At 56.5% G+C, this 20,696-nt stretch carries 18 protein-coding genes; 8 read left to right on the top strand and 10 right to left on the bottom strand.

Annotated features, from left to right (window positions below; translation table 11 throughout):
* The first annotated feature begins 1,089 nt into the window (after positions 1 to 1,089).
* Both glnK and OSH04_RS03345 read left to right on the top strand, forming a co-directional pair.
* A complete protein-coding gene (gene glnK, locus OSH04_RS03340) occupies positions 1,090 to 1,428 on the top strand; it encodes a P-II family nitrogen regulator (RefSeq protein ID WP_009456229.1) in 339 nt (112 codons plus the stop codon).
* 14 nt (positions 1,429 to 1,442) lie between these two features.
* Complete coding sequence (locus OSH04_RS03345; protein ID WP_083053308.1) at positions 1,443 to 2,684, top strand: ammonium transporter; 1,242 nt, start codon at positions 1,443 to 1,445, stop codon at positions 2,682 to 2,684.
* A gap of 119 nt (positions 2,685 to 2,803) precedes the next feature.
* Here the strand turns inward: OSH04_RS03345 and OSH04_RS03350 are convergent, their stop codons facing one another.
* Together OSH04_RS03350 and purB are read right to left on the bottom strand one after the other, a co-directional pair.
* Positions 2,804 to 3,256, bottom strand: a complete 453-nt coding sequence (locus OSH04_RS03350; RefSeq protein ID WP_083053307.1) for a c-type cytochrome — start codon at positions 3,254 to 3,256, stop codon at positions 2,804 to 2,806.
* A 98-nt stretch (positions 3,257 to 3,354) separates the two neighbouring features.
* A complete protein-coding gene (gene purB, locus OSH04_RS03355; RefSeq protein ID WP_009456227.1) occupies positions 3,355 to 4,731 on the bottom strand; it encodes an adenylosuccinate lyase in 1,377 nt (458 codons plus the stop codon).
* A 235-nt stretch (positions 4,732 to 4,966) separates the two neighbouring features.
* Here purB and OSH04_RS03360 point away from each other — a divergent pair, with 235 nt between their 5' ends.
* On the top strand, positions 4,967 to 5,578 hold the full coding sequence (locus tag OSH04_RS03360) for a glutathione S-transferase family protein (protein WP_009456225.1): 612 nt from the start codon (positions 4,967 to 4,969) through the stop codon (positions 5,576 to 5,578).
* Positions 5,579 to 5,637: 59 nt separating this feature from the next.
* Here OSH04_RS03360 and OSH04_RS03365 read toward each other — a convergent pair whose 3' ends face one another.
* Entirely contained in the window at positions 5,638 to 6,483 is an 846-nt protein-coding gene (locus OSH04_RS03365) for a helix-turn-helix domain-containing protein (protein ID WP_266107942.1), read from the bottom strand.
* Between the two features lie 83 nt (positions 6,484 to 6,566).
* Between OSH04_RS03365 and OSH04_RS03370 the strand changes: the two genes are divergently transcribed.
* Positions 6,567 to 7,661 carry an alpha/beta hydrolase gene (locus tag OSH04_RS03370; RefSeq protein ID WP_266107943.1) on the top strand — a complete coding sequence of 365 codons (1,095 nt, stop codon included), beginning with the start codon at positions 6,567 to 6,569 and terminating at the stop codon, positions 7,659 to 7,661.
* On the opposite strand, the gene OSH04_RS03375 is transcribed toward OSH04_RS03370, so the two are convergent.
* The 6 genes from OSH04_RS03375 to OSH04_RS03400 all read right to left on the bottom strand — a co-directional run bounded on the left by OSH04_RS03375 (position 7,648) and on the right by OSH04_RS03400 (position 15,134).
* Entirely contained in the window at positions 7,648 to 8,460 is an 813-nt protein-coding gene (locus OSH04_RS03375) for a sulfite exporter TauE/SafE family protein (protein WP_009456212.1), read from the bottom strand. The genes OSH04_RS03370 and OSH04_RS03375 overlap by 14 nt on opposite strands.
* A 9-nt stretch (positions 8,461 to 8,469) precedes the next feature.
* Entirely contained in the window at positions 8,470 to 9,585 is a 1,116-nt protein-coding gene (gene mnmA, locus OSH04_RS03380; protein ID WP_254002081.1) for a tRNA 2-thiouridine(34) synthase MnmA, read from the bottom strand.
* 201 nt (positions 9,586 to 9,786) lie between these two features.
* Positions 9,787 to 11,208, bottom strand: a complete 1,422-nt coding sequence (locus OSH04_RS03385; protein WP_026483026.1) for an FAD-binding oxidoreductase — start codon at positions 11,206 to 11,208, stop codon at positions 9,787 to 9,789.
* Between the two features lie 26 nt (positions 11,209 to 11,234).
* Positions 11,235 to 12,329, bottom strand: coding sequence for a 3-deoxy-7-phosphoheptulonate synthase AroG (gene aroG / locus OSH04_RS03390; RefSeq protein ID WP_269465265.1), 1,095 nt, complete (start codon positions 12,327 to 12,329; stop codon positions 11,235 to 11,237).
* A gap of 485 nt (positions 12,330 to 12,814) precedes the next feature.
* Positions 12,815 to 13,045 carry a YbdD/YjiX family protein gene (locus tag OSH04_RS03395; protein ID WP_009456207.1) on the bottom strand — a complete coding sequence of 77 codons (231 nt, stop codon included), beginning with the start codon at positions 13,043 to 13,045 and terminating at the stop codon, positions 12,815 to 12,817.
* A 1-nt stretch (position 13,046) separates the two neighbouring features.
* Complete coding sequence (locus OSH04_RS03400; RefSeq protein WP_088450435.1) at positions 13,047 to 15,134, bottom strand: carbon starvation CstA family protein; 2,088 nt, start codon at positions 15,132 to 15,134, stop codon at positions 13,047 to 13,049.
* A 520-nt stretch (positions 15,135 to 15,654) separates the two neighbouring features.
* On the opposite strand from OSH04_RS03400, the gene ehuB reads away from it, so the two are divergent.
* From ehuB to ehuA, 4 genes are all read left to right on the top strand, one after another.
* A complete protein-coding gene (gene ehuB / locus OSH04_RS03405) occupies positions 15,655 to 16,521 on the top strand; it encodes an ectoine/hydroxyectoine ABC transporter substrate-binding protein EhuB (RefSeq protein ID WP_035272602.1) in 867 nt (288 codons plus the stop codon).
* A gap of 102 nt (positions 16,522 to 16,623) precedes the next feature.
* Positions 16,624 to 17,295 carry an ectoine/hydroxyectoine ABC transporter permease subunit EhuC gene (gene ehuC, locus OSH04_RS03410; RefSeq protein ID WP_009456199.1) on the top strand — a complete coding sequence of 224 codons (672 nt, stop codon included), beginning with the start codon at positions 16,624 to 16,626 and terminating at the stop codon, positions 17,293 to 17,295.
* 2 nt (positions 17,296 to 17,297) lie between these two features.
* Positions 17,298 to 17,990: an ectoine/hydroxyectoine ABC transporter permease subunit EhuD gene (ehuD, locus tag OSH04_RS03415; protein WP_083053302.1), complete on the top strand. Its 693-nt coding sequence runs from the start codon at positions 17,298 to 17,300 to the stop codon at positions 17,988 to 17,990.
* Positions 17,987 to 18,772, top strand: coding sequence for an ectoine/hydroxyectoine ABC transporter ATP-binding protein EhuA (gene ehuA / locus OSH04_RS03420; protein WP_009456195.1), 786 nt, complete (start codon positions 17,987 to 17,989; stop codon positions 18,770 to 18,772). Before ehuD ends, ehuA begins: the two co-directional genes overlap by 4 nt.
* Positions 18,773 to 19,045: 273 nt before the next feature.
* Here ehuA and OSH04_RS03425 read toward each other — a convergent pair whose 3' ends face one another.
* Entirely contained in the window at positions 19,046 to 20,686 is a 1,641-nt protein-coding gene (locus tag OSH04_RS03425) for a thiamine pyrophosphate-binding protein (protein ID WP_266107944.1), read from the bottom strand.
* Between the last annotated feature and the right edge of the window lie 10 nt (positions 20,687 to 20,696).

Raw genomic sequence — 20,696 nt, forward strand, 5'->3', positions numbered from 1 at the left:
CATACGCAGGTCGCATGTCATTACATTGAGATGCGGCCTGAAACGGCTGTCACATTTTCTGCAGTACAGTGAATCGTGGTGATATTTATTACAAACCATCACCCTACGCTAATTGGCAAGCCAGTTTGCAAACGCTATTACATCAACCACAAAATTATTTGAGGAGCATTGTATGGCCCAGCTAGACCGAGGCACCATGTGCATCATGTGCCAAACCCTTCCACTATCGCAACCCAACGCTCAACGACATCCTTACCTCAAACCCATCAGACGAGTCGATGACACTGACGAACCAAGCACCGAAAGTCTGTATCACTGCACTGTTTGTCACACCCATTGGCTATACCAACGCGACAAATGGGACGCCTGCCTGGGATTCAAATTATGGCAAGGAGGCCTGCAGGCATTTAACCGGCGGCATGTACCGCTTACTTTCCCCACTCAGAGCACAGACAGCAAGAAAACCAGAAAGCACAAAGGTCCTGAGCTGCTCTCTTGATCCTTGCTAGTCGCAGAACTAGCTCTATCGATACACGGGCAGCGCTGACACGCGGGCTGCCCTGTCGATCCTCCTGGCGCCATGCCATTCAGACACGGCAATTCCAGCACGAACAGGTCTGTTTTGCCTACTCTGCAGCCGGTCATTTTTCTGAACCGAATGTTGCAAAGTTAAGACTATTAAAAAAAAATGCGCACTTGTTGCGCCGCAACATATATTATTTTTCCATAGTCGTTGTTCCTGCGGTGGTGAGATGAGCGGAGACAGGCGTCACAGAGCGCTGCTGTTATCTCGCTGCCCACCGACTAGGCAAGACCGGGGTCACGTGCCTAGCTAGCTTACTCGCCTTGCCGGAATTGTGTTGCTCTTCAACCTACAACACAGGTCCGCTTGCCTACCACTTGCGTTCGCGCTGTCGCACACCCTGCTGACAGCCGGAGAGTCGCTCAAACCGGCGTTGCCCGGTTGCACTCAAGCCATCCACCAGGATTACCCATCCCGGTCGGCCCCCTCTCAACCGTCTCCTACCCCTCTCGGTGTTCCTTTGCATCCGCAAGGCCAGCTTGCCTGTGTTTACTTCAGGAACACCTATGAAATTGATTACCGCCATCGTCAAACCCTTCAAGGTTGACGAGATACGCGAGGCCCTTTCCGATCTGGGCATACAGGGGATGACGCTTACCGAGGTCAAGGGATTTGGTCGCCAGAAAGGCCACACCGAGCTTTACCGCGGTGCGGAATATGCAGTCGACTTCCTGCCCAAGATCCGCATTGAACTGGCTATTCCCGACGAGCAGTTGCAAAGCGTTCTGGAGGCCATTCAAAGCAGTGCCCGCACCGGACGTATTGGTGACGGCAAGATCTTTGTCCAGCCGCTGGACCATGTCATCCGCATCCGCACCGGCGAATGCGATGAGCAAGCCCTGTAATCGGAGACTCCATCATGAACAACGCTGATCTATCGTGGATGCTGGTCTCCACGCTTCTGGTACTGATGATGGCCGCGCCGGGCCTGGCCCTGTTTTACTCGGGGATGGTGCGTCAAAAAAATGCCTTGTCCATGTTGTCCCAGACCTTGCTGGTGTTCAGTCTGGGGGTGGTGCTGTGGTTTATCTATGGCTACTCACTGGCCTTTACCGCTGGCAATCCCTTGATTGGCAGTTTCGACAAGGTCTTGTTCAACGGCATGTTCACCGCTGCTGACCAACAGTTCTCCATGTCGGGCACCTTGCCTGAACTGCTGTTTGCGTCTTTTCAGGCCACCTTTGCCGGCCTGACTTGCGCCCTGGTTGTCGGTAGTCTGGCAGAACGTACCCGCCTGTCCGCCATCCTGGTCTTTACCGTGATCTGGTTCACTTTGGCCTATCTGCCCATTTGCCATATGGTCTGGTTTGCCGATGAACAGAACGGCGGCTTGCTCAACTCCCGTGGCGCGCTGGACTTTGCCGGTGGCACGGTAGTGCATATCAACGCCGGTATTGCCGGTCTGGTCGGTGCCTGGATGATTGGCCCCAGACTGAACTACCGTCGTGAAGCCATGCCACCTCATAACCTGCCCCTGACCTTTATTGGTGCTGCTCTGCTGTGGGTAGGCTGGTTCGGTTTCAACGCAGGCTCGGCTTTGTCGGCCAATGAAAATGCCACGCTGGCATTCTTCAACACCATGCTGGCAGCCGCCATCGGCGTTGTGGCCTGGACTTTGGGTGAATGGATCAGCAAAGGTCATCCTTCCTTGCTGGGTGCCTGCTCGGGTGCGATCGCAGGTTTGGTCGGCATTACCCCGGCAGCCGGTTTTGTGGCTCCTTCCGGCGCACTGGCCATTGGCCTGATTACCTCCCTGGCTTGCTTGTGGGGTGTGAATGTTCTGAAGCGCTGGTTACGCGCCGACGATACGCTGGACGTTTTTGGCATTCACGGTTTGGGCGGGATTGTGGGCGCTTTGCTCACAGGTCTGTTCAACGCACCTGTTCTGGGTGGTCCTGGTACTGCCGCTGGTAACAGTATCTGGATGCAGTTGTGGATTCAGCTCGAAGGCGTGCTGGTTACGCTGGTCTGGTCCGGTGTGGCTGCCTGGATTGCCTTCACCATTGCCAAGCTAGTCTGCGGCGGTTTACGTGTCGATGCTGACCACGAGCGCGAAGGTCTGGATATCCGTACCCACGGTGAAACGGGTTATCAACACTGAGATCCCATCATGATTCTTGCCAATCTTGCCTGCAGGCAAACTGCTCCCTTTAAACACAGGCACAGGCCTAAAAGAAAAAGCCCTCTTTCGAGGGCTTTTTTTATAAGCAAACCTGTTGCTTATTTTTCTTTGCGGTAAGCGTCGTGACAAGTCTTACAGGACTTGCCCACATTACCGAAAGCCACGCGGAAGGCATCAAAGTCGCCCGAATCGGAAGCCACTTTCAGCTTGTCGATGGCAGCGGTGAAATCATCGGTAGCTTGCTTGAAACCCTGAGCATCGCTCCAGGCCTCAGCTTTGGTCTCGCCGCCTTCGGTACCAGCGCCAAATGCGCCCCAAGGCAAAGCCGCCAAAACCGTCAGCACTTCTACGTTTTTAGCGATTGCAGCCGCATCATACGGTGCTTCTTTTTTGGCCACGGGAGCCATACGACCAAAGTGCGAGCCAATCAGCGACATGCTGGCTTGACGGTAGTTCACGGCCTGTTCTGGCTTGGCAAACTGGGCGGTAGCAGGCGTGACAAACGCAGCGCACAAGGCGGCAGCGGCAGTCAGAAACGCGAATTTTTTCATGTGAACTCCTGTGTGATGAAACATAAAACACTTCATAAAGCACTGGCTCAAGAAACCCGGCCGGCTGTGCCCTTGTGCAAGAACACAGCCGTTTGGATTTAGATCGCCTGGGCCAACTTTACTGCCACGCCCAGATAGCTGCGTGGAGTTAGCTCAAGCAAATAGGTTTTAGCGTCGGCGGGCAGTTCCAGACCGCCAATAAACTCGCGCAACGCTTCCTGAGTAATACCACGACCACGTGTCAGGGCTTTGAGTTGCTCGTAAGGCTGGGGCAAACCGTAGCGGCGCATCACCGTTTGAACCGGCTCGGCCAGGATTTCCCAGCATGCGTCGATGTCCGCATCGACAGCCGCGGCGTTCAGTTCCAGTTTGCCCAGACCACGCAGGCAGGCGTCGTAAGCCACCACGCTGTAACCCAGAGCCACGCCCAGGTTACGCAGCACGGTCGAGTCGGTCAGGTCACGCTGCCAACGGGAGATAGGCAGCTTTTCGGACAGGTGGCGCAGCATGGCGTTGGCCAGGCCCAGGTTGCCTTCCGAGTTTTCAAAGTCAATCGGGTTGACCTTGTGCGGCATGGTGGACGAACCGATCTCGCCTTCTTTGAGGCGCTGCTTGAAGTAACCCAGGGAGATGTAGCCCCAGACGTCACGGTTGAAGTCCAGCAAGATGGTGTTGGCGCGGGCGATGGCGTCAAACAGAGCGGCCATCCAGTCGTGGGGTTCGATCTGAATGGTGTAGACGTTTTGCGTCAGACCCAGACCAGCCAGCACTTTCTGGCTGAATGCAGGCCAATCAATTTCGGGGTAAGCCGAGAAGTGAGCGTTGTAGTTGCCGGTGGCACCATTCATTTTGGCCAGAGGCTGGACCGCAGCAATGGCCGCAATGGCGTTTTGCAGGCGAGCGGCCACGTTGGCAAATTCCTTGCCCATGGTGCTGGGGCTGGCTGGCTGACCGTGGGTGCGCGAGAGCAAAGGCTGCTCGGCGTGCAAGCGGGCCTGAGCCTTGATGGCATCACACACTTCTTGCAGTTGCGGCAGGATCACCTGCTCACGGGCACGCGTCAGCATCAGCGCATGCGAGGTGTTGTTGATGTCTTCAGAGGTGCAGGAAAAATGGATGAATTCAGCCGCAGCGGACAGCTCGGCGTGGTCGGCCACTTTTTCTTTCAACCAGTATTCCACGGCTTTCACGTCGTGGTTCGTAGTGCGCTCGATGGCTTTGATGCGGGCGGCATCGTCTTCCGAGAAGTTCTGCACCAGGCTCTTGAGTACCTCGCGAGCTTCGGCGGAGAAAGTAGGCAGTTCGGGCAGACCCGCGTCGGACAGGCCGATCAACCAGGCCACTTCGACCTCTACGCGATGCCACATAAATGCGGCTTCGGACAACAGGCCACGCAAGGGGGCGGTACGGCTGCCATAACGCCCGTCCAATGGCGACAAGGCATTCAGAGTGCTCAGGGTATCGGCTATGTGCATCGTTCTACAGAAAAGAAGGGGGAATAAAGTCAGCCCGCATTCTAACATTGCAGGCTGGCACCCGTATGCCACGCGTTCAGCATGGGGTCAGAATGCGACGGCTGTTGGAGGCTTTGACGAATAAACCACAGTTTTCCAACATTGTTTCCAGCGACAGGTTCAGGCCCGGCCTGCGGGACGTTCGCCCATAGGTTCCTGCTATACTTTTTGAGCCTGCAACTTTTGATAGCTTTTTATGAAACTTCTAGCTTCCCTCACCAGCCCATACGCGCGCAAAGTGCGTGTTGTCATGGCGGAAAAAAAGCTCGACTACGAGCTGATTCTGGAGGATGTGTGGGCCGATGACAGCGATATTCTGAAGCACAATCCACTGGGCAAAGTCCCCTGTCTGATTATGGATGATCAGGCAAATCTGTTTGACTCCCGCGTGATCGTCGAGTATCTGGATACCCTCTCGCCCGTCGGCCGCCTGATTCCCCAAGCCGGACGTGATCGCGCTGCAGTCAAATGCTGGGAAGCCATTGCCGATGGCTTGCTTGATGCCTGCGTTGCCATCGTGGTGGAAAAACGCCGTCCCCAAGAGCTGCGTCTACCCGCCTGGATTGACCGCCAAAACAGCAAGATTACCGCCGCCCTGCAATCCATGAACAACACCTTGGGTGACCAGTCCTTTTGCATGGGCACCAGCTTTAGCCTGGCCGACATTGCCGTAGGCTGCGCACTGGGTTATCTGGATCTGCGCTTTCCTGAACTGGACTGGCGCTCGCAGTACGGCAATCTGCAACGCCTGGATGAAAAACTCCAAGCGCGCCCCTCGTTTGCCAGCACCTTACCGCCTACGCAGTGAGCGTTGCGCCAGCAAGCCAGGGCCCATTCTTTTGAATGGGTTTTTTTATGTCTGCTGGTTCAGGCCTCGCCCAGCAATCGGTACATCCAGAAGGCCTCATCAGACTTCATGCGCTGGGCGAACTGGGCAGGCGAAAAGCCCGAAACCCGTTTGACCTCTCTGCCAAAATGAGACTGGTCACTATACCCGGCTTGCAACGCCACATCAGACCAGACAGGATTTTCCTGCTGCTGCACCAAGGCAAAAGCACGCTCGGCACGCACATACAGCTGCAGCTCACGCTGGCTCTGCCCGGCCCAACGCTTGAATTGCCTTTGCATCTGACGCAAGCCCGTTCCCGTGCGTGTTGCTGCCATCCTCATCCCCAATGCCGTCAACCAATGATGCAAGGTGGCAGCACCTTCTGTCGCCAGACAGCCATGAGCACAACGATGAATTGCCGCCTCCAGTTGTTCGAATAAAGGGCCTTCTTCTGTGCCAGCTTGCCCAAGTGTCTGACAGCTGGCAGCGGGCAAGACCTGCTCCATGGGCAGTACCTGATCCAGAAAGTCGCTGGCCTCGATACCAAACACACGTTTCAAGGCATCCGGGTACAGTCCAATCGAAATCGCACGGACAGGCCCCGGAGACCAGCTAATGGAAGGTGCGCGCGAAGGCCCGGCAAACAGCATGCCGGGCAGGGGCTCTGACAGTACCGGACTCCCTCCATCCACGGGCGTCTGCACCATGTGCAGCTGGCCATGGAAAACCCAGGACAACACCACCAGGGGCGAAGCCGGATAACAGTTCAGACGTTGCTGCGGCAGCAGATCCAGAGCACGGGTATCACGCTCCACACCCAGATGGATAATGGACGCCGTTTTTCGGCTGGGGTGATGCAAACGGGCACAAGGCAAAGCAGACATGGGAGGTCGTTTCCGTTCTATCCGGCCCAGGCAAGCCGGGCCACACTGAAAGTCCTTTTATCCTACTTCAGCCCCGCCCTTTTATGCCCAAAACTATCTTGCAAGGATCCTGGTCTCATCGTTGCCGAAGCGCCCTCGCCCTCTGGGCCACCACCATAGACGTACTGGCTCGACGTATCATCGCCAAGCCGCTAGTGCCCGGCTGGTCTGTGCCTTTTGAAATCGCCACCCTGTTCTATCGCAAGCAGTTCAACCACGCCTTCCGCTTGCCAACCATAGCTGAAGGCCGCGCCTACTTCGACAGCCTGTACACGATTGCCGAACCGGACTTGCCCGTCCAGATGCAGGCCAGCACGTCCCCAGAACCACGGGGTGACTGGTTCATTCCAGATCGCCCGAACAGCAGCAAAACCATCTTGTACTTTCATGGCGGCGGCTATGCTTTCTACCCAATCGTGTCGCGCCACTTCATTCGTCTGCTGGCCTACAAGCTGCAAATACCCATCTTCGCCGTGGACTACCGCCTGACCCCGGAGCACCCTCACCCGGCCCAACAGGAAGATGCGCTAGACGCCTACCGCTATCTGCTTGGACGTGGAATCCCCGCCCAGGATATTGTCCTGGCAGGCGACTCGGCAGGCGGACACCTGGTGCTGATGAGCTTGGTCAGCCTGCGTCAAGCGGGACTGCCCCAACCTTCTCTGGCCTTGGCACTAAGCCCCTGGACGGATATAGGACGACGCGGCGCCAGCCAGTTTGGTCATGATCGCTACGATATGGTGCAGGGCTATCAAACGCTGCAATACGGTCAATGGCTAAAGGGCAACGGCCCCTGGAGTGATGATCGGCTCTCACCCATTGCACAGGATCTGCGCCATCTGGCCCCCATCTACATTCAGGCAGGCGGCAAGGAAATTCTGGTCGACATGATCCGGGATTTTGCCCGAGAGGCGCACAAGCAGGGGGCCAATATACGGCTGGATGTCTGGCCGGATATGACGCACGAATTTCATGCTTACGGCAGCACACTACCGCAAAGCGAGCAGGCAATGACTGCGCTACAGACAGCAATTCACTGGACAGCTGGGGGAGTTTTTGAGCCGGCAGAAGAAACCGAACTGAATGGGCTGGACTGTGCGTATGGCAAAGTCCAGCCAGAAAACATCAAGCCTGTGTGATGGCCTGCGTAATCATGTAGATCGCCAGCACAGTCAACATGCCAGCAAAGATGCGCTTGAGCGTCACCTGATCGATCTTGTGGGCCAGACTGGCCCCCAGGGGGGCGGTACAAATACTGGTGGCCGAGACAATCAACAAGGCCGGCCAGTAGATAAAACCAATCATGCCGGGGTGGCTGCCAAAGGTAGCCTGCCCGGACCAGATATAACCCACGCTATTGGCCAGAGCAATGAAAAAGCCCAAGGCGGCCGAGGTAGCGACGGCCTGCCGCACAGGCACATTGCCGCGCAGCATGAAGGGGACAGACAAGAAGGCCCCACCCGCCCCCAGCAGACCGGACACGAAACCGATCAAGGCTCCCATGGCAGCAATCCAGAATGGGGCTGGCAAAGAGCGGCCTTGCACCGGGGCCGACTTGCGTGCCATTTTGGAGGCCGAATACAGGACGAACACACCGAACACAATCGCCAGCGCCGTGCTGTTGATCATGGCAAAAATCGCGCCGCCCGACAGCAGCCCACCCAGGATCAGGCCGGGCACCATGACCTTGACCACATCCCAGCGAATGGCACCATGTTTATGGTGCGCCCTCACGCTGGACAAGGAGGTGAACAAAATCGTGGCCATGGCCGTGGCGATGGAAGCATGCACGGCCAGCTCTTGCGGCACACCAAACAGCGGTAGCAGGAAGGTCAGGAACGGCACCAGAATCATGCCTCCGCCAATCCCCAGCAGCCCGGCGGCCAAACCAATACCGGCACCCAGCACCAGCAAACTGATGACAAGAATGGGATCCATGCCCGCCTCTTATTGAATAATGCCGCCGCCCAGGCAGCGGTCACCGTCGTACAAGACCACGGATTGGCCCGGCGTTACGGCCCATTGGGGCTGATCAAAATGAAGAGACAGGCTGTCGCCTTCGGCAGCCAGGATCGTGCAGGCAGCATCGGCCTGGCGATAACGGGTCTTGGCATGAGTCGGGCCCAGCGCTGGCGGATGGCCCGCTACCCAACTGGTCTGCTCGGCCTTCAGTTCAGACTGCAACAGCCAGGGGTGATCGTGCCCTTGCACCACATACAGCGTGTTCGTGGCCAGATCCTTGCGGGCGGCATACCAGGCGTCGGCGGTACCGTCTTCGCGCTGCTTGCCCTTGACACCACCAATGCCCAAACCCTTGCGCTGACCATAGGTGTGGAAAGCCAGACCCACGTGCTGACCCAATACCTGGCCTTCCGGTGTTTTGATAGGACCGGGTTGAGTGGGCAGATAGCGATTCAGGAACTCGCGGAAAGGACGCTCACCAATAAAGCAAATGCCGGTCGAGTCTTTTTTAGCCGCATTGGGCAGCTTCAGTTCCTCGGCAATACGGCGTACTTCCTGCTTGTTGATCTCGCCCAAGGGGAACAAGGTGCGCGACAGCTGCGCCTGGTTCAGGCGGTGCAGAAAATAACTTTGATCCTTGGAAGCATCCAGACCTTTCAACAATTGATAGTCGGTGCCGCCCCCGGCCATGGGCACGCCACGCACACGGGCGTAATGGCCGGTGGCAATCCAGTCGGCACCCAAGGTCATGGCGTGATCCAGAAAGGCCTTGAACTTGATTTCCGCATTGCACAGAACATCGGGATTCGGGGTGCGACCTGCCGAATATTCCCGCAAGAACTCCGCAAACACGCGGTCCTTATATTCCGCAGCGAAGTTGACCGCCTCGATCTCGACCCCGACCAGATCGGCCACGCTGGCCGCGTCCAGCCAATCCTGGCGCGAAGAGCAAAATTCGGAGTCATCGTCGTCTTCCCAGTTCTTCATGAACAGGCCCACGACTTCATAACCTTGCTCTTTAAGGAGCCAGGCCGAGACAGAGGAGTCCACGCCGCCGGACATTCCGATAACGACGCGACCTTTTTTGGTGGAAATAGTCATTGCAGTGATGATGAGAGGTGCCGCTTTGGCTGGGCTTTGCGCCCGGTGCGCACCTGACTAACTAAAAAAGGCATTGTACGCCTGCCCTGACACATGTACAGGCAGACACCGCCCGTACCTGGGGTTTCTGGAAAACTGTGCTGCCCAAGACACAAAAGCCCAGACGACATGGTCTGGGCTTTCAAGGCGACTACCGCAGAATCAGTCCAGAGGACGCGGGGGCAACATCTTGCCGGGATTCATGATGTTGTGAGGATCCAGCGCCTGCTTGATGCTGCTCATTACATCCAGTGCATCCTGACCGTGCTCGGCCAGCATGAACTCCATCTTGTGCAAGCCCACACCGTGTTCGCCGGTGCAGGTGCCCTGCATGGCAATGGCACGCTCTACCAGACGATGGTTCAAGCGCTCGGACTCGTCCCACTCTTCCTGACTATCGGCGTCCAGCAGCATCAGGACGTGGAAGTTGCCATCGCCCACGTGACCCACGATGGTGTACGGGAACGGAGCCTGATCCATATCGGCCGCAGTTTCTGCCACACACTCTGCCAAAGCGGAAATGGGAACACAAACGTCCGTGGTGCTGGAGCGGCAGCCGGGACGCAGTTGCAAACCGGCAAAGTAGGCATTGTGTCGCGCCGTCCACAAGCGGGAACGATCCTCGGCCTTATCGGCCCACTCAAAATCCATGCCGCCGTTATCACGGGTGATTTCCTGAACCACCTGAGCCTGCTCCTGCACACCGCTGGGGCTGCCGTGGAATTCAAACAGCAGCAAGGGCGACTCTTTCAGCGTCAGCTTGCTGTAGGCATTGGTGGCACGTACGGCGGCCGTATCCATGAATTCGACACGCGCAATCGGGATACCCATTTGAATGACCTCGATCACGCTTTGCACGGCAGAGCGCAGATCGGGGAAATTACAGATAGCCGCCGAAATGGCTTCGGGCTGCGGGTACAGACGCACCGTCACTTCGGTAATGATGCCCAGCGTGCCTTCGCTACCGATGAACAAGCGGGTCAGGTCGTAACCGGCAGAGGATTTCTTGGCACGGTTAGCCGTATCAATAATGCGGCCATCTGCCGTCACAACCTTTAAAGTCAGGACGTTTTCGCGCATGGTGCCGTAACGCACGGCATTGGTACCCGACGCACGCGTTGCGGCCATCCCGCCCAGGCTGGCATCCGCACCGGGGTCGATGGGGAAAAACAAGCCCGTATCACGGATGTGCTCGTTCAAGGCCATGCGTGTCACGCCAGCTTGCACTGTGGCGGTGAAATCTTCGGCATTAATCGCCACGATCTCATCCATACCGGACAAGTCCAGGCTGACGCCACCTTGAATCGCCAGAAAATGCCCTTCCAGCGAGGAACCAGCCCCGTAAGGAATCAGGGGCACATGGTGTTCATGACAATGACGTGCCACCCAGGCCACTTCTTCTGTGCTGCGAGCAAAAACAACCACATCAGGCAGCATGGGTGGATACGGCGATTCATCCCGTCCATGGTGTTCACGCACAGCGTGAGAAAGCGAGCAACGCTCTTGGAACTGAGCCTGCAAGGCTTCTACAAAACCTTCAGGTAAAGGGCGCCGCGCTAGGTCGGCATGACCGGGAGCATTCATGAGCATTCCAAAAAGGCAAAACCCTATTATGAGTGGCTAAGTGCCCCCTCTTCAAGAGCGACTCGCGCCTGACGACGCTGACGCACCGCTTCAGCCAGTTTTTCCAGAACCACCACCGTGTCATCCCAATCGATGCAACCGTCGGTAATGCTTTGGCCGTAGGTCAAAGGCTTGCCTTCCACCACGTCCTGACGGCCGCCTACCAGATGGCTTTCGATCATCACGCCGCAGATACGCATATCGCCGCCCGAGATCTGACCAGCAACATCGGCCAGCACTTCGGGCTGACGGCGGTAGTCTTTATTACTGTTGGCGTGGCTGGCATCGACCATCACACGCGGCACCATGCCGGCCTTGATCATGGCCTGGCTGGTTGCCTCAACGTTTTCAGCGTCGTAGTTCGGCGTCTTGCCACCGCGCAAAATCACGTGGCAATCGTTATTGCCCACGGTGGACACAATGGCGGAGTGACCGCCCTTGGTGACCGACAGGAAATGGTGAGGCTGGGAAGCGGCCTTGATCGCGTCCAGAGCAATACGGATATTGCCATCCGTGCCATTCTTGAAGCCGACGGGGCAGGACAATCCGGAGGACAGTTCACGGTGAACCTGGCTCTCTGTCGTGCGAGCACCAATGGCGCCCCAGGAAACCAGATCAGCAATGTACTGGGGAGTAATCATGTCCAGGAACTCGCAGCCAGCGGGCAAATCCAGCTGGTTGACGGCCAGCAGCAATTCACGCGCCGTACGCAAACCCTGATTGATGTTGAAGCTGCCATCCATGAAGGGGTCGTTGATCAGCCCTTTCCAGCCCACGGTGGTACGTGGCTTTTCGAAGTACACGCGCATCACAATTTCCAGCTCGGGGGCAAAGCGCTTGCGCTCGACCGTCAGGCGACGCGCGTAGTCCATGGCGGCTTCGGTATCGTGGATGGAACAAGGACCCACCACGACCACCAGACGATCATCGCGTTCGTGAAGGATCTTGTGAATGCTGCGGCGGGCCTTGTGAACCGTCGTCGATACAGCAGAGGTACACGGGAACTCGCGCATCACATGGGATGGGGGAGACAGCTCCTTAATTTCACGAATCCGTAAATCATCAGTATTGTGCGACACGATTGAACTCCAGTTGGTTTGCCAGGTCCGGGGGCAAACGAAAAAAAAGCCGCCCGGTCTATGCTGGCGGCTTATTTCAGGATTTAGGTCTTACTTGTGTTTGGTGCAACCCGTCCTTTCCTCCACCAGCGGCATCGGAAAAGCATAAAAATAAAAGAAGAAAACGGGGGTTGCGAAAGTCATGGGAAAAATCCTAACACAGTTCCTGACGCGCCGCCAACAAAACCAGCAAGATTCATCCACAAAAACGCAGAACAACAAAATATTTATACCAACAGGACCCTAAAAAACACCACCAAACGAAATCATTGTTTCGTTTTGAGTTTTTTATTGGCCCTTTTGTTTCGTGTTATCGCGAAAAACCACGATAAATCGTTTAGATGCCTTGTTTGTCTTATTTTTACATCTACATACAAACCTGATGGCACACTGCCAGGCACAAATGCAAAAGGGCCAGAACACTGGGTTCTGGCCCTTAGCCGCCTAATTTAGCAGCAGGCTATACGCCCTTTGCCACCGTACCGGGCTTGCTGTCTCTCCCGGAAAAACTCGGCGTACTCCATCGGTTTCTGATCCGGGTGGTTCACCCGCATATGATTCAGATAGGTTTCGTAATCAGGCACGCCCACCATCAGACGCAAGGTTGTGGCCAGATAACGCCCGGTGCCCCGCCCTGCCTGGGCACTGCGGGAAATGGCTCCTGTCAATAATCCTTTCATATCAAGCTCCTGCTGCCGCTTGAGCCGGTAATGGCTCGTACGGAGTCTCGGCAGAATGCGGCTCCGTGCTGCGACGTGCTTTCAGCACGCAACGGATGCCAAAGAACACCATGCTCAAGACCACAAAGATGAACAGACCGCACAAGGTGGAGTTCACGTAATCGTTGAAAATCACCTGCTGCATCTGCTCCAGAGATTTGGCCGGCGCCATGACAGTTTGTTCCGCCAGACCTTTTTGATAAACCTTGGCGTGGGCCAAAAAGCCAATCTTGGGGTCGGGGTGGAACATTTTCTGAAAGCCTGCCACCAGCGTGCAAATCAGCAGCCAGATAGTGGGAACCACGGTCACCCATGCGTAGCGGTCTTTCTTCATCTTGAAGAGCACCACCGTACCCAATACCAATGCCACCGCTGCCAGCATCTGGTTGGCAATACCGAACAAAGGCCACAAGGTGTTGATACCACCCAGTGGATCGACCACACCCTGATACAGGAAGTAGCCCCACGCCGCCACGCACAAGGATGTGGCAATCAGGTTGGCGACCAGCGACTCCGTACGCCGCAAGCCCGGCACAAAAGTACCCATCAAGTCTTGCAGCATGAAGCGGCCTGCACGCGTACCGGCATCTACCGCCGTCAGAATGAACAGGGCCTCAAACAGAATGGCGAAGTGATACCAGAAGCTCATCATCGCCGGCCCGCCGATGACGTTATGCAAGATGAAGGCCATGCCCACCGCCAGGGTAGGAGCACCACCGGCACGGGAAATAATGCTGTTTTCACCCACGTCGCTGGCCATTTGGGTCAGATCAGCGGGAGTAATCAGGAAGCCCCAGCTGGACACCACTTGCGCGGCCTGCTCAGGCGTGGTGCCAATCAAGGCGGCTGGGCTGTTCATGGCGTAGTAAATGCCCGGCTCGATCACGCAAGCCGCAACCAGGGCCATGATGGCTACAAAGGACTCCATCAACATACCGCCATAGCCGATATAGCGCGCCTGGGTTTCGTTTTCGATCATCTTGGGCGTGGTGCCCGAGGAAATCAAAGCGTGGAAACCGGACACGGCACCGCAAGCAATGGTAATGAACAGGAAGGGGAACAAGCTCCCGGACCAGACCGGGCCTGTGCCATCAATAAACTTGGTAGTCGCTGGCATTTTCAGCTCGGGCGCCACAATCACAATCCCGATGGCCAGACCCACAATCGTGCCAATTTTCAGGAAGGTGGACAGATAGTCACGCGGAGCCAGCAGCAGCCACACGGGCAGCACAGCAGCAATAAAGCCGTAAATAATCAGCGCCCAGGTCAGCTCTTCGCCATTCAGGGTGAAGAACGGCCCCCAGGTCGGGTGCGCCGCTACGTCCTGACCATACACAATCGCGGCCAGCAGAAAGATCAGTCCGATCACCGAGACTTCGCCAATACGGCCCGGCCTCAGGAAGCGCAGATAAATCCCCATGAAGATAGCCAGCGGAATCGTCGCTGCCACCGTGAAGGTGCCCCATGGCGAATTGATCAGAGCCTTGACCACAATCAGCGCCAGCACAGCCAGAATGATGACCATGATCATGAAAGCGCCAAACAAGGCGATCACACCGGGCACCGTGCCCAGTTCAGACTTGATCAGATCCCCCAGCGAACGCCCGTCGCGGCGCATGGAGATGAACAGAACCGTGAAGTCCTGCACCGCCCCCGCAAACACCACACCGGCCAGAATCCAGAGCATGCCGGGCAGATAACCCATTTGCGCCGCCAGCACTGGCCCGACCAAAGGGCCAGCCCCTGCAATGGCGGCAAAATGGTGCCCAAAAAGCACGTGTTTATTAGTCGGTACGTAGTCCAGACCATCGTTATGACGCCAGGCTGGCGTCATGCGGGTCGCGTCCAGCTCAAAAACCTTGCGAGCAATGAAACGGCTGTAATAACGATAGGCAATTAAATAGACGCAGACTGCGGCGACTACGATCCATAGAGCATTGATGCTCTCCCCCCGGCTTAGTGCCACCGTTCCCAGGGCAAAGGCCCCCAGCACCGCAACCAGCACCCAAATCAGATGCTGTTTTATAAAACCGCCCTCTTCTCTGCTCATAGAGCCTCCACGATTTTGCATTAAGTAAGCCTGTCACCAACTTTTTCTTCTGGCCGCGCTTCTGATCTGAAGAAGTCGCCAGCTGCCTGCACAAGAGACGCAATACCGAGTGTGGCAGGCGTTCTTGCGGGGTCAGCACAGTCGTTTGGTACCGTGCATTTCCCGAACCGGCAGGGTTTGAAAGCGCGCCAAAGCGCACTTTCCAAAAGGGTGTCGGCGCGCCCGAAGGCGCGCCGAACTCATTCATGAATCAATCTGGGGTAGGCATAAGCCAGGCGCTTTTGAGAGGACAAGCGCTCTTTAATCCTTGGGAGCATAGTGAAAACACGTACTCAAGACACCACGCATTTTCCCTAAGACCTGCCACTTTCCTTATATAGAAATGCTAAGCAGGCCCTTTACTTGATAGTTTCTATACATTTAATTTGAGTACGAATGATTTTATAAGCTATGATTTCCCTGCAAATCTTTCGTAAAACAAATCATTTATAACGAAATGGTATAGGCGAGAAAAGGACTCATGATGAAACTACAATCCAAGCCCCTCTGCGCGTTGGCCTTTGCCCTGCTGGGCACCCTGGCTGCCGCCTCCAGCGCCCAGGCAGTCACGCTGGAACAAGTCAAAGAGCGCGGCGTGATTCGCGTCGCCGTTGCTAATGAAATTCCGTACGGATACATGGACATGTCCGGCAAAGCCCAAGGCGCTGGCCCCGAAGTGGCCCAGGCCATCATGGAGCGTCTGGGCGTCAAAGAAATCAAATGGGAAACCGCTAATTTCGGTTCCCTGATCCCCGGCCTGCAAGCCAAACGCTTTGATATGGTGGCCGCCGAAATGGCCATCCTGCCGCAACGTTGCAATACCGTGCTGTTCTCCGAGCCCAACAGCTCCTACGGTGAAGGCCTGCTGGTCGCCAAGGGCAACCCCAAGAACATTCACTCGTACGAAGACTTCGCCAAGACTGATCACAAGATCGCCATCATGGCCGGTGCCGATCAACTGGAAATGATGCAGGCCCTGGGCGTGCCCGATAACCGCATGATCACTATTTCCAACAACGCGGATGCAATCTCCACCGTGGCAACCGGCCGTGCCGATGCCTATGCCGCAACTGGCCAGACTGCCAGTGATCTGGCCTCCAAAGGGGGCGGCAAAGTCGAGCTGGCCGCCGAGTTCAAGGACCCCATCATTGATGGCAACCCGGTTCGTAGCTGGGGCGGCTTTGCCTTTGCCAAGGAATCCGAAGACCTGCGCGACGCCGTGAACAAGGAGCTGGCCGAATTCAAGAAAACCGATGAATGGAAAGCCATCCTGAGCAAACACGGCTTTACCGAAGAAGACGCCAAGCACTCATTTGAGAAATCCACGGAACAGCTGTGTAAAGCCTGATCCTTCACCTGCGGGTAAGGCGGCCGCACGGGCCTGCGCGGCCCCTTGCAAGGGCCGACAGCGCACTGAAGGTGTACCGCCTGCCCTTGTCTGGAACCTGATATGGATTGGTTAAGTTACAGCTCGGCCCTGATGGACGGAGCCTGGGTCACCATACAGCTCACCCTGTATTCAACCGTGGTGGGAGCCATCGCCTCCTTTGCCCTGGGCATAGGCAGGCTGTCCCACTCGGTCGCCTTGCGCTCGCTGTCCGTCACGATTATTGAAGTTTTTCGCGGCACCTCTTTATTGGTACAGCTGTTCTGGCTGTACTTTGCCCTGCCTATTCTGGGCGAGTCCATGGGGCTGGACTGGCGTCTGGACCCGGTCGTGGCCGGCACCCTGGCCCTGGGCCTGAACATTGGCGCTTACGGTGCCGAAGTGGTGCGCGGCGCCATCCAGGCCGTGCCACACTCCCAACTGGAAGCGGCCAAGGCCCTGGACTTTACAGAGCGCCAAACCCTGTGGCGCATCAGCCTGCCCCAGGCCATCCCAGAGATGATGCCCAGCTTCGGGAATCTGGCCGTGCAAAATCTGAAAGACACCGCCCTGGTCTCCCTGATCAGTCTGGGCGACTTGAGCTTCAGAGCTGAACAAATACGCAACTTCACCCAGGACAGCACCACCATCTATACCCTGCTCTTGCTGATGTACTTCGGCATGGCACTGGTGCTGACCGTCCTGATGAAATTGCTGGAACGCGCAACCGGCCGCTGGCGTGCGCAAAGGAGCTGAACATGCTGTTTGGTATTGAATGGGACACCAGCAGCAACGGAGCATTTGCGCTGTCTATCCTGCCTATTTTGCTTAAAGGCTTATGGGTCACCATCCAGGCCGCCGTACTGGGCTTTGGTGTTGCGGCTGTCTTGGGACTGATTCTGGCAGGCCTGAAAAGTGTGCGTCTGCGCCTGATTTCCTGGCCCGCCTATGTGCTGACCGAATTCCTGCGCGACACGCCTTTGCTGGTGCAATTGTTTTTCCTGTACTACGTGCTACCGGACTACGGCATTGTGCTGCCCGCCTTTCTGACCGGCGCACTGGCGCTGGGGGTGCAGTACAGCGCCTATCTGTCCGAGGTCTACCGAGCCGGTCTGGAGTCCGTTACCCATGGCCAGACTGAAGCAGCCCGCGCACTGGACATTTCCCCGCTGCGTACCTTTATGGTCATCACTCTGCCCCAGGCCATCCCGCGCATCATTCCGGCCATGGGTAATTATCTGGTGTCCATCATGAAAGACGTGCCTGTACTCTCTGTTGTATCGGTACTGGAAGTTCTGAATGTGGCCAAGATTATCGGTGACCGTACCTTTAACTACATCATTCCCCTGTCCATGGTGGGCGGCCTGTATCTGCTGCTGACCCTCCTGGCATCCGCTGGGGTACGAGCGCTGGACCAGCGTTTGCCCAAGCAAGGAATCCCCCTGCGATGACTGACTCTACGAACCCCATCATTCAATTTGACAATGTCACCAAGAAATTTGGTGACGTCACCGTACTGGACGCCTTGAACTTCCAGGTGGAACCAGGTGAAAAAGTCACCATCATCGGCCCTTCCGGTTCCGGTAAATCCACCGTGCTGCGCATTCTGATGACGCTGGAGACCATCGACGAAGGTGTCATCACGGTAGCGGGCAAACCCCTCTGGCACGAGCGGGTCGATGACAAGCTGGTGCCCGCCAGCCAGAACCACTTACGCGAGATGCGCAAGGAAATGGGCATGGTGTTCCAGCAGTTCAACCTGTTCCCGCATATGACGGTGATGCGCAATGTGACTGAAGCGCCCACCCATGTGCTGGGCCTGTCCAAAGAACAGGCGCGCGAACGGGCCACCAAATATCTGGATCTGGTGGGCCTGATCGACCATGCCGACAAATTCCCCAGCCAGCTCTCTGGCGGACAGCAACAGCGCGTGGGCATCGCCCGGGCCCTGGCGATGGAACCGAACATTCTGCTGTTTGACGAACCTACCTCGGCTCTGGACCCGGAACTGGTGGGTGAAGTGCTTGGCGTGATTCAAAAGCTGAGTCAGGAACAGGATCTGACGATTCTGCTGGTGACCCACGAAATGCAATTTGCCAAGGAAGTCTCAGACCGTGTCTGCTTCTTTGATAAAGGCGTGATCGTGGAGTCTGGCCCGCCCGAACAAGTGTTCTGCCATCCGCAGGAAGCGCGGACGCAGGCGTTCCTGAGCAACTTTATTCAGGCGGCCTAATTCTTTTTGTTCACAGGGCGGATCAGAGGGAGCGTATAGACCAGCGACACGTCTGTTCGCTGCCTCCATAACCCCAAAAACGTGGCAACAAGAAAGAGTGGCTGATAAAAAACCATCCAGATTTAGCAGACAACACCAAGCTGAACAGGATGATACAGAGGCGAGGTCTGCAACCGCCGGAAGCGGATATCCACAAGCTGCGGTTCCACACAATCCAGCCGGGGTGGCACTACCTTACGCAGCATGCCACCCTGCTCTGCCACATGAAATTAATCAGTACAGCTTTTTCTGAGGTGGGCCTGAAAAACGTAGTGGTCCGATGCTAGCCATATCCACTTCGACCACCGAGGGGCCTTGATGCTCAATGGCCTGCTTCACCACTGTTTTGAATTCGTCCAAGGACGACACCAGATACGCCTGGCACCCCATCGCCCGACCCACATCACGATAGCTAGGTGTGTGCAGCTGGTTGTAATACTGCCGATCTTCAAAGTAGCGCTTCTGTATGCCGCGCATCACGCCATAGCCGCCGTCATTCATCACCAGCAAAACCAGGTTGCTTTGCTCTTGCACCATCGTGGCCATTTCACCAATACCCAGCATCAAGCCACCATCACCCACCAAGGCCACCACCTTCTTATCCAGGTTCGCTTTGGCCGTACCGATCGCGTGTGCCAGCCCCAAGCCGATCGCCCCTGCCAAGGAGTGGATGTTTTGCAAGGGGGCGTGTACAGGGAACAGCCGACTGCCCCAGGTACTTCCGGACATGGTGATATCGCGCACCAGGATCGCATCTTCAGGCATGGCAGCACGCAGGGCAAAGCATAGCTCGGCATACGGCCCCAACTGTTCAGTCAATTGGAGTATGGCGGCTTCACGGGCCTGGGTAATCGCGGCATCATAATCCGCATCGACAAAGCTGCAGCCCTGCAGATCTTGCACCAAGGCTGTCAGGGCTTCGTTGGCCTCTGCGCAGACGAACTGGCTGATGGCGTAGTTTCGCTGTTGTGCAGCCGGGTTCGCATCAATTTGCAGGGTGTTGGCAGGAAACTGGATGGAATAGGTTTTGGTTTCATTGCTGCGCAAACGCGAACCGACCACCAAGAACAAATCCGCGTCGGCCAACAGCGTTTCCACTTCAGCCGTATTGTGAAATGCACCCAAACTGCGAGGGTGACTATCTGCCAGGACGCCACGTGCATGTGTAGACGACACCACTGGAATCCCCATATCCGCCAACTGACGGACGGCTTTACCCGCTTTCAGGGTTCCCCCCCCTATCCAGAGCATGGGACGTTTTGCGGCTTTAACGGCTGCGGCCAGTCGGGCTCTGTCGCGCTCTTGCAAAGCAGGCAATTGCAAGGGGGCGGCCGGTTCCAGCGAGATGGGCCAGGCAATGTGTGCAGCCTGCACATCAATAGGAATTTCAACACTTACCGGCCCCATGGGAACGGTGGTCGCAACGCGTATGGCCTCTTGAATCGTGCCCACCGCGTTTTCCGGGCTGGTGATGCGATACGCGGCTTTACTGGACGCGCGCAAGAAACCCAACTGATCTTTGGCTTCATGAATGAAACTGGCATCTCTGTCCAGATACTCACGTTCAACTTGGCCCGTCAAATGCAGTACAGGGCTGGCAGCATTGCAGGCTTCGATGAGCGAGCCCACGGCATTGCCAGCCCCTGCCCCCGTACTGGTCAAGGCCACGCCCAAACCGGTGAAACGTGATTCTGCGTCGGCCATGGTGACGCTACCCGCCTCGCCCCTGGCGCATACAAACTGCACCTGCTTGCGGCGGCCCAGCGCATCGGCAATGGGCAAATTGTGAATGGAAATCACGCCATACACATTGCGTACCTGGTGGCTCTCCAACACACGGGCAATGGCCTCACCCACGGAAATGGTTTCTGTCATGTTTGTGTCT

It is taken from the genome of Alcaligenes nematophilus (assembly GCF_026344155.1).
GTDB lineage: Bacteria > Pseudomonadota > Gammaproteobacteria > Burkholderiales > Burkholderiaceae_B > Alcaligenes > Alcaligenes phenolicus.

Excerpts from the sequence above, each read along its gene's own strand:
- glnK (WP_009456229.1), top strand. The coding sequence starts at position 1,090 with ATGAAATTGATTACCGCCATCGTCAAACCCTTCAAGGTTGACGAGATA.
- OSH04_RS03345 (WP_083053308.1), top strand. The coding sequence starts at position 1,443 with ATGAACAACGCTGATCTATCGTGGATGCTGGTCTCCACGCTTCTGGTA.
- OSH04_RS03350 (WP_083053307.1), bottom strand. The coding sequence starts at position 3,256 with ATGAAAAAATTCGCGTTTCTGACTGCCGCTGCCGCCTTGTGCGCTGCG.
- purB (WP_009456227.1), bottom strand. The coding sequence starts at position 4,731 with ATGCACATAGCCGATACCCTGAGCACTCTGAATGCCTTGTCGCCATTG.
- OSH04_RS03360 (WP_009456225.1), top strand. The coding sequence starts at position 4,967 with ATGAAACTTCTAGCTTCCCTCACCAGCCCATACGCGCGCAAAGTGCGT.
- OSH04_RS03365 (WP_266107942.1), bottom strand. The coding sequence starts at position 6,483 with ATGTCTGCTTTGCCTTGTGCCCGTTTGCATCACCCCAGCCGAAAAACG.
- OSH04_RS03370 (WP_266107943.1), top strand. The coding sequence starts at position 6,567 with ATGCCCAAAACTATCTTGCAAGGATCCTGGTCTCATCGTTGCCGAAGC.
- OSH04_RS03375 (WP_009456212.1), bottom strand. The coding sequence starts at position 8,460 with ATGGATCCCATTCTTGTCATCAGTTTGCTGGTGCTGGGTGCCGGTATT.
- mnmA (WP_254002081.1), bottom strand. The coding sequence starts at position 9,585 with ATGACTATTTCCACCAAAAAAGGTCGCGTCGTTATCGGAATGTCCGGC.
- OSH04_RS03385 (WP_026483026.1), bottom strand. The coding sequence starts at position 11,208 with ATGAATGCTCCCGGTCATGCCGACCTAGCGCGGCGCCCTTTACCTGAA.
- OSH04_RS03395 (WP_009456207.1), bottom strand. The coding sequence starts at position 13,045 with ATGAAAGGATTATTGACAGGAGCCATTTCCCGCAGTGCCCAGGCAGGG.
- OSH04_RS03400 (WP_088450435.1), bottom strand. The coding sequence starts at position 15,134 with ATGAGCAGAGAAGAGGGCGGTTTTATAAAACAGCATCTGATTTGGGTG.
- ehuB (WP_035272602.1), top strand. The coding sequence starts at position 15,655 with ATGATGAAACTACAATCCAAGCCCCTCTGCGCGTTGGCCTTTGCCCTG.
- ehuC (WP_009456199.1), top strand. The coding sequence starts at position 16,624 with ATGGATTGGTTAAGTTACAGCTCGGCCCTGATGGACGGAGCCTGGGTC.
- ehuD (WP_083053302.1), top strand. The coding sequence starts at position 17,298 with ATGCTGTTTGGTATTGAATGGGACACCAGCAGCAACGGAGCATTTGCG.
- ehuA (WP_009456195.1), top strand. The coding sequence starts at position 17,987 with ATGACTGACTCTACGAACCCCATCATTCAATTTGACAATGTCACCAAG.
- OSH04_RS03425 (WP_266107944.1), bottom strand. The coding sequence starts at position 20,686 with ATGACAGAAACCATTTCCGTGGGTGAGGCCATTGCCCGTGTGTTGGAG.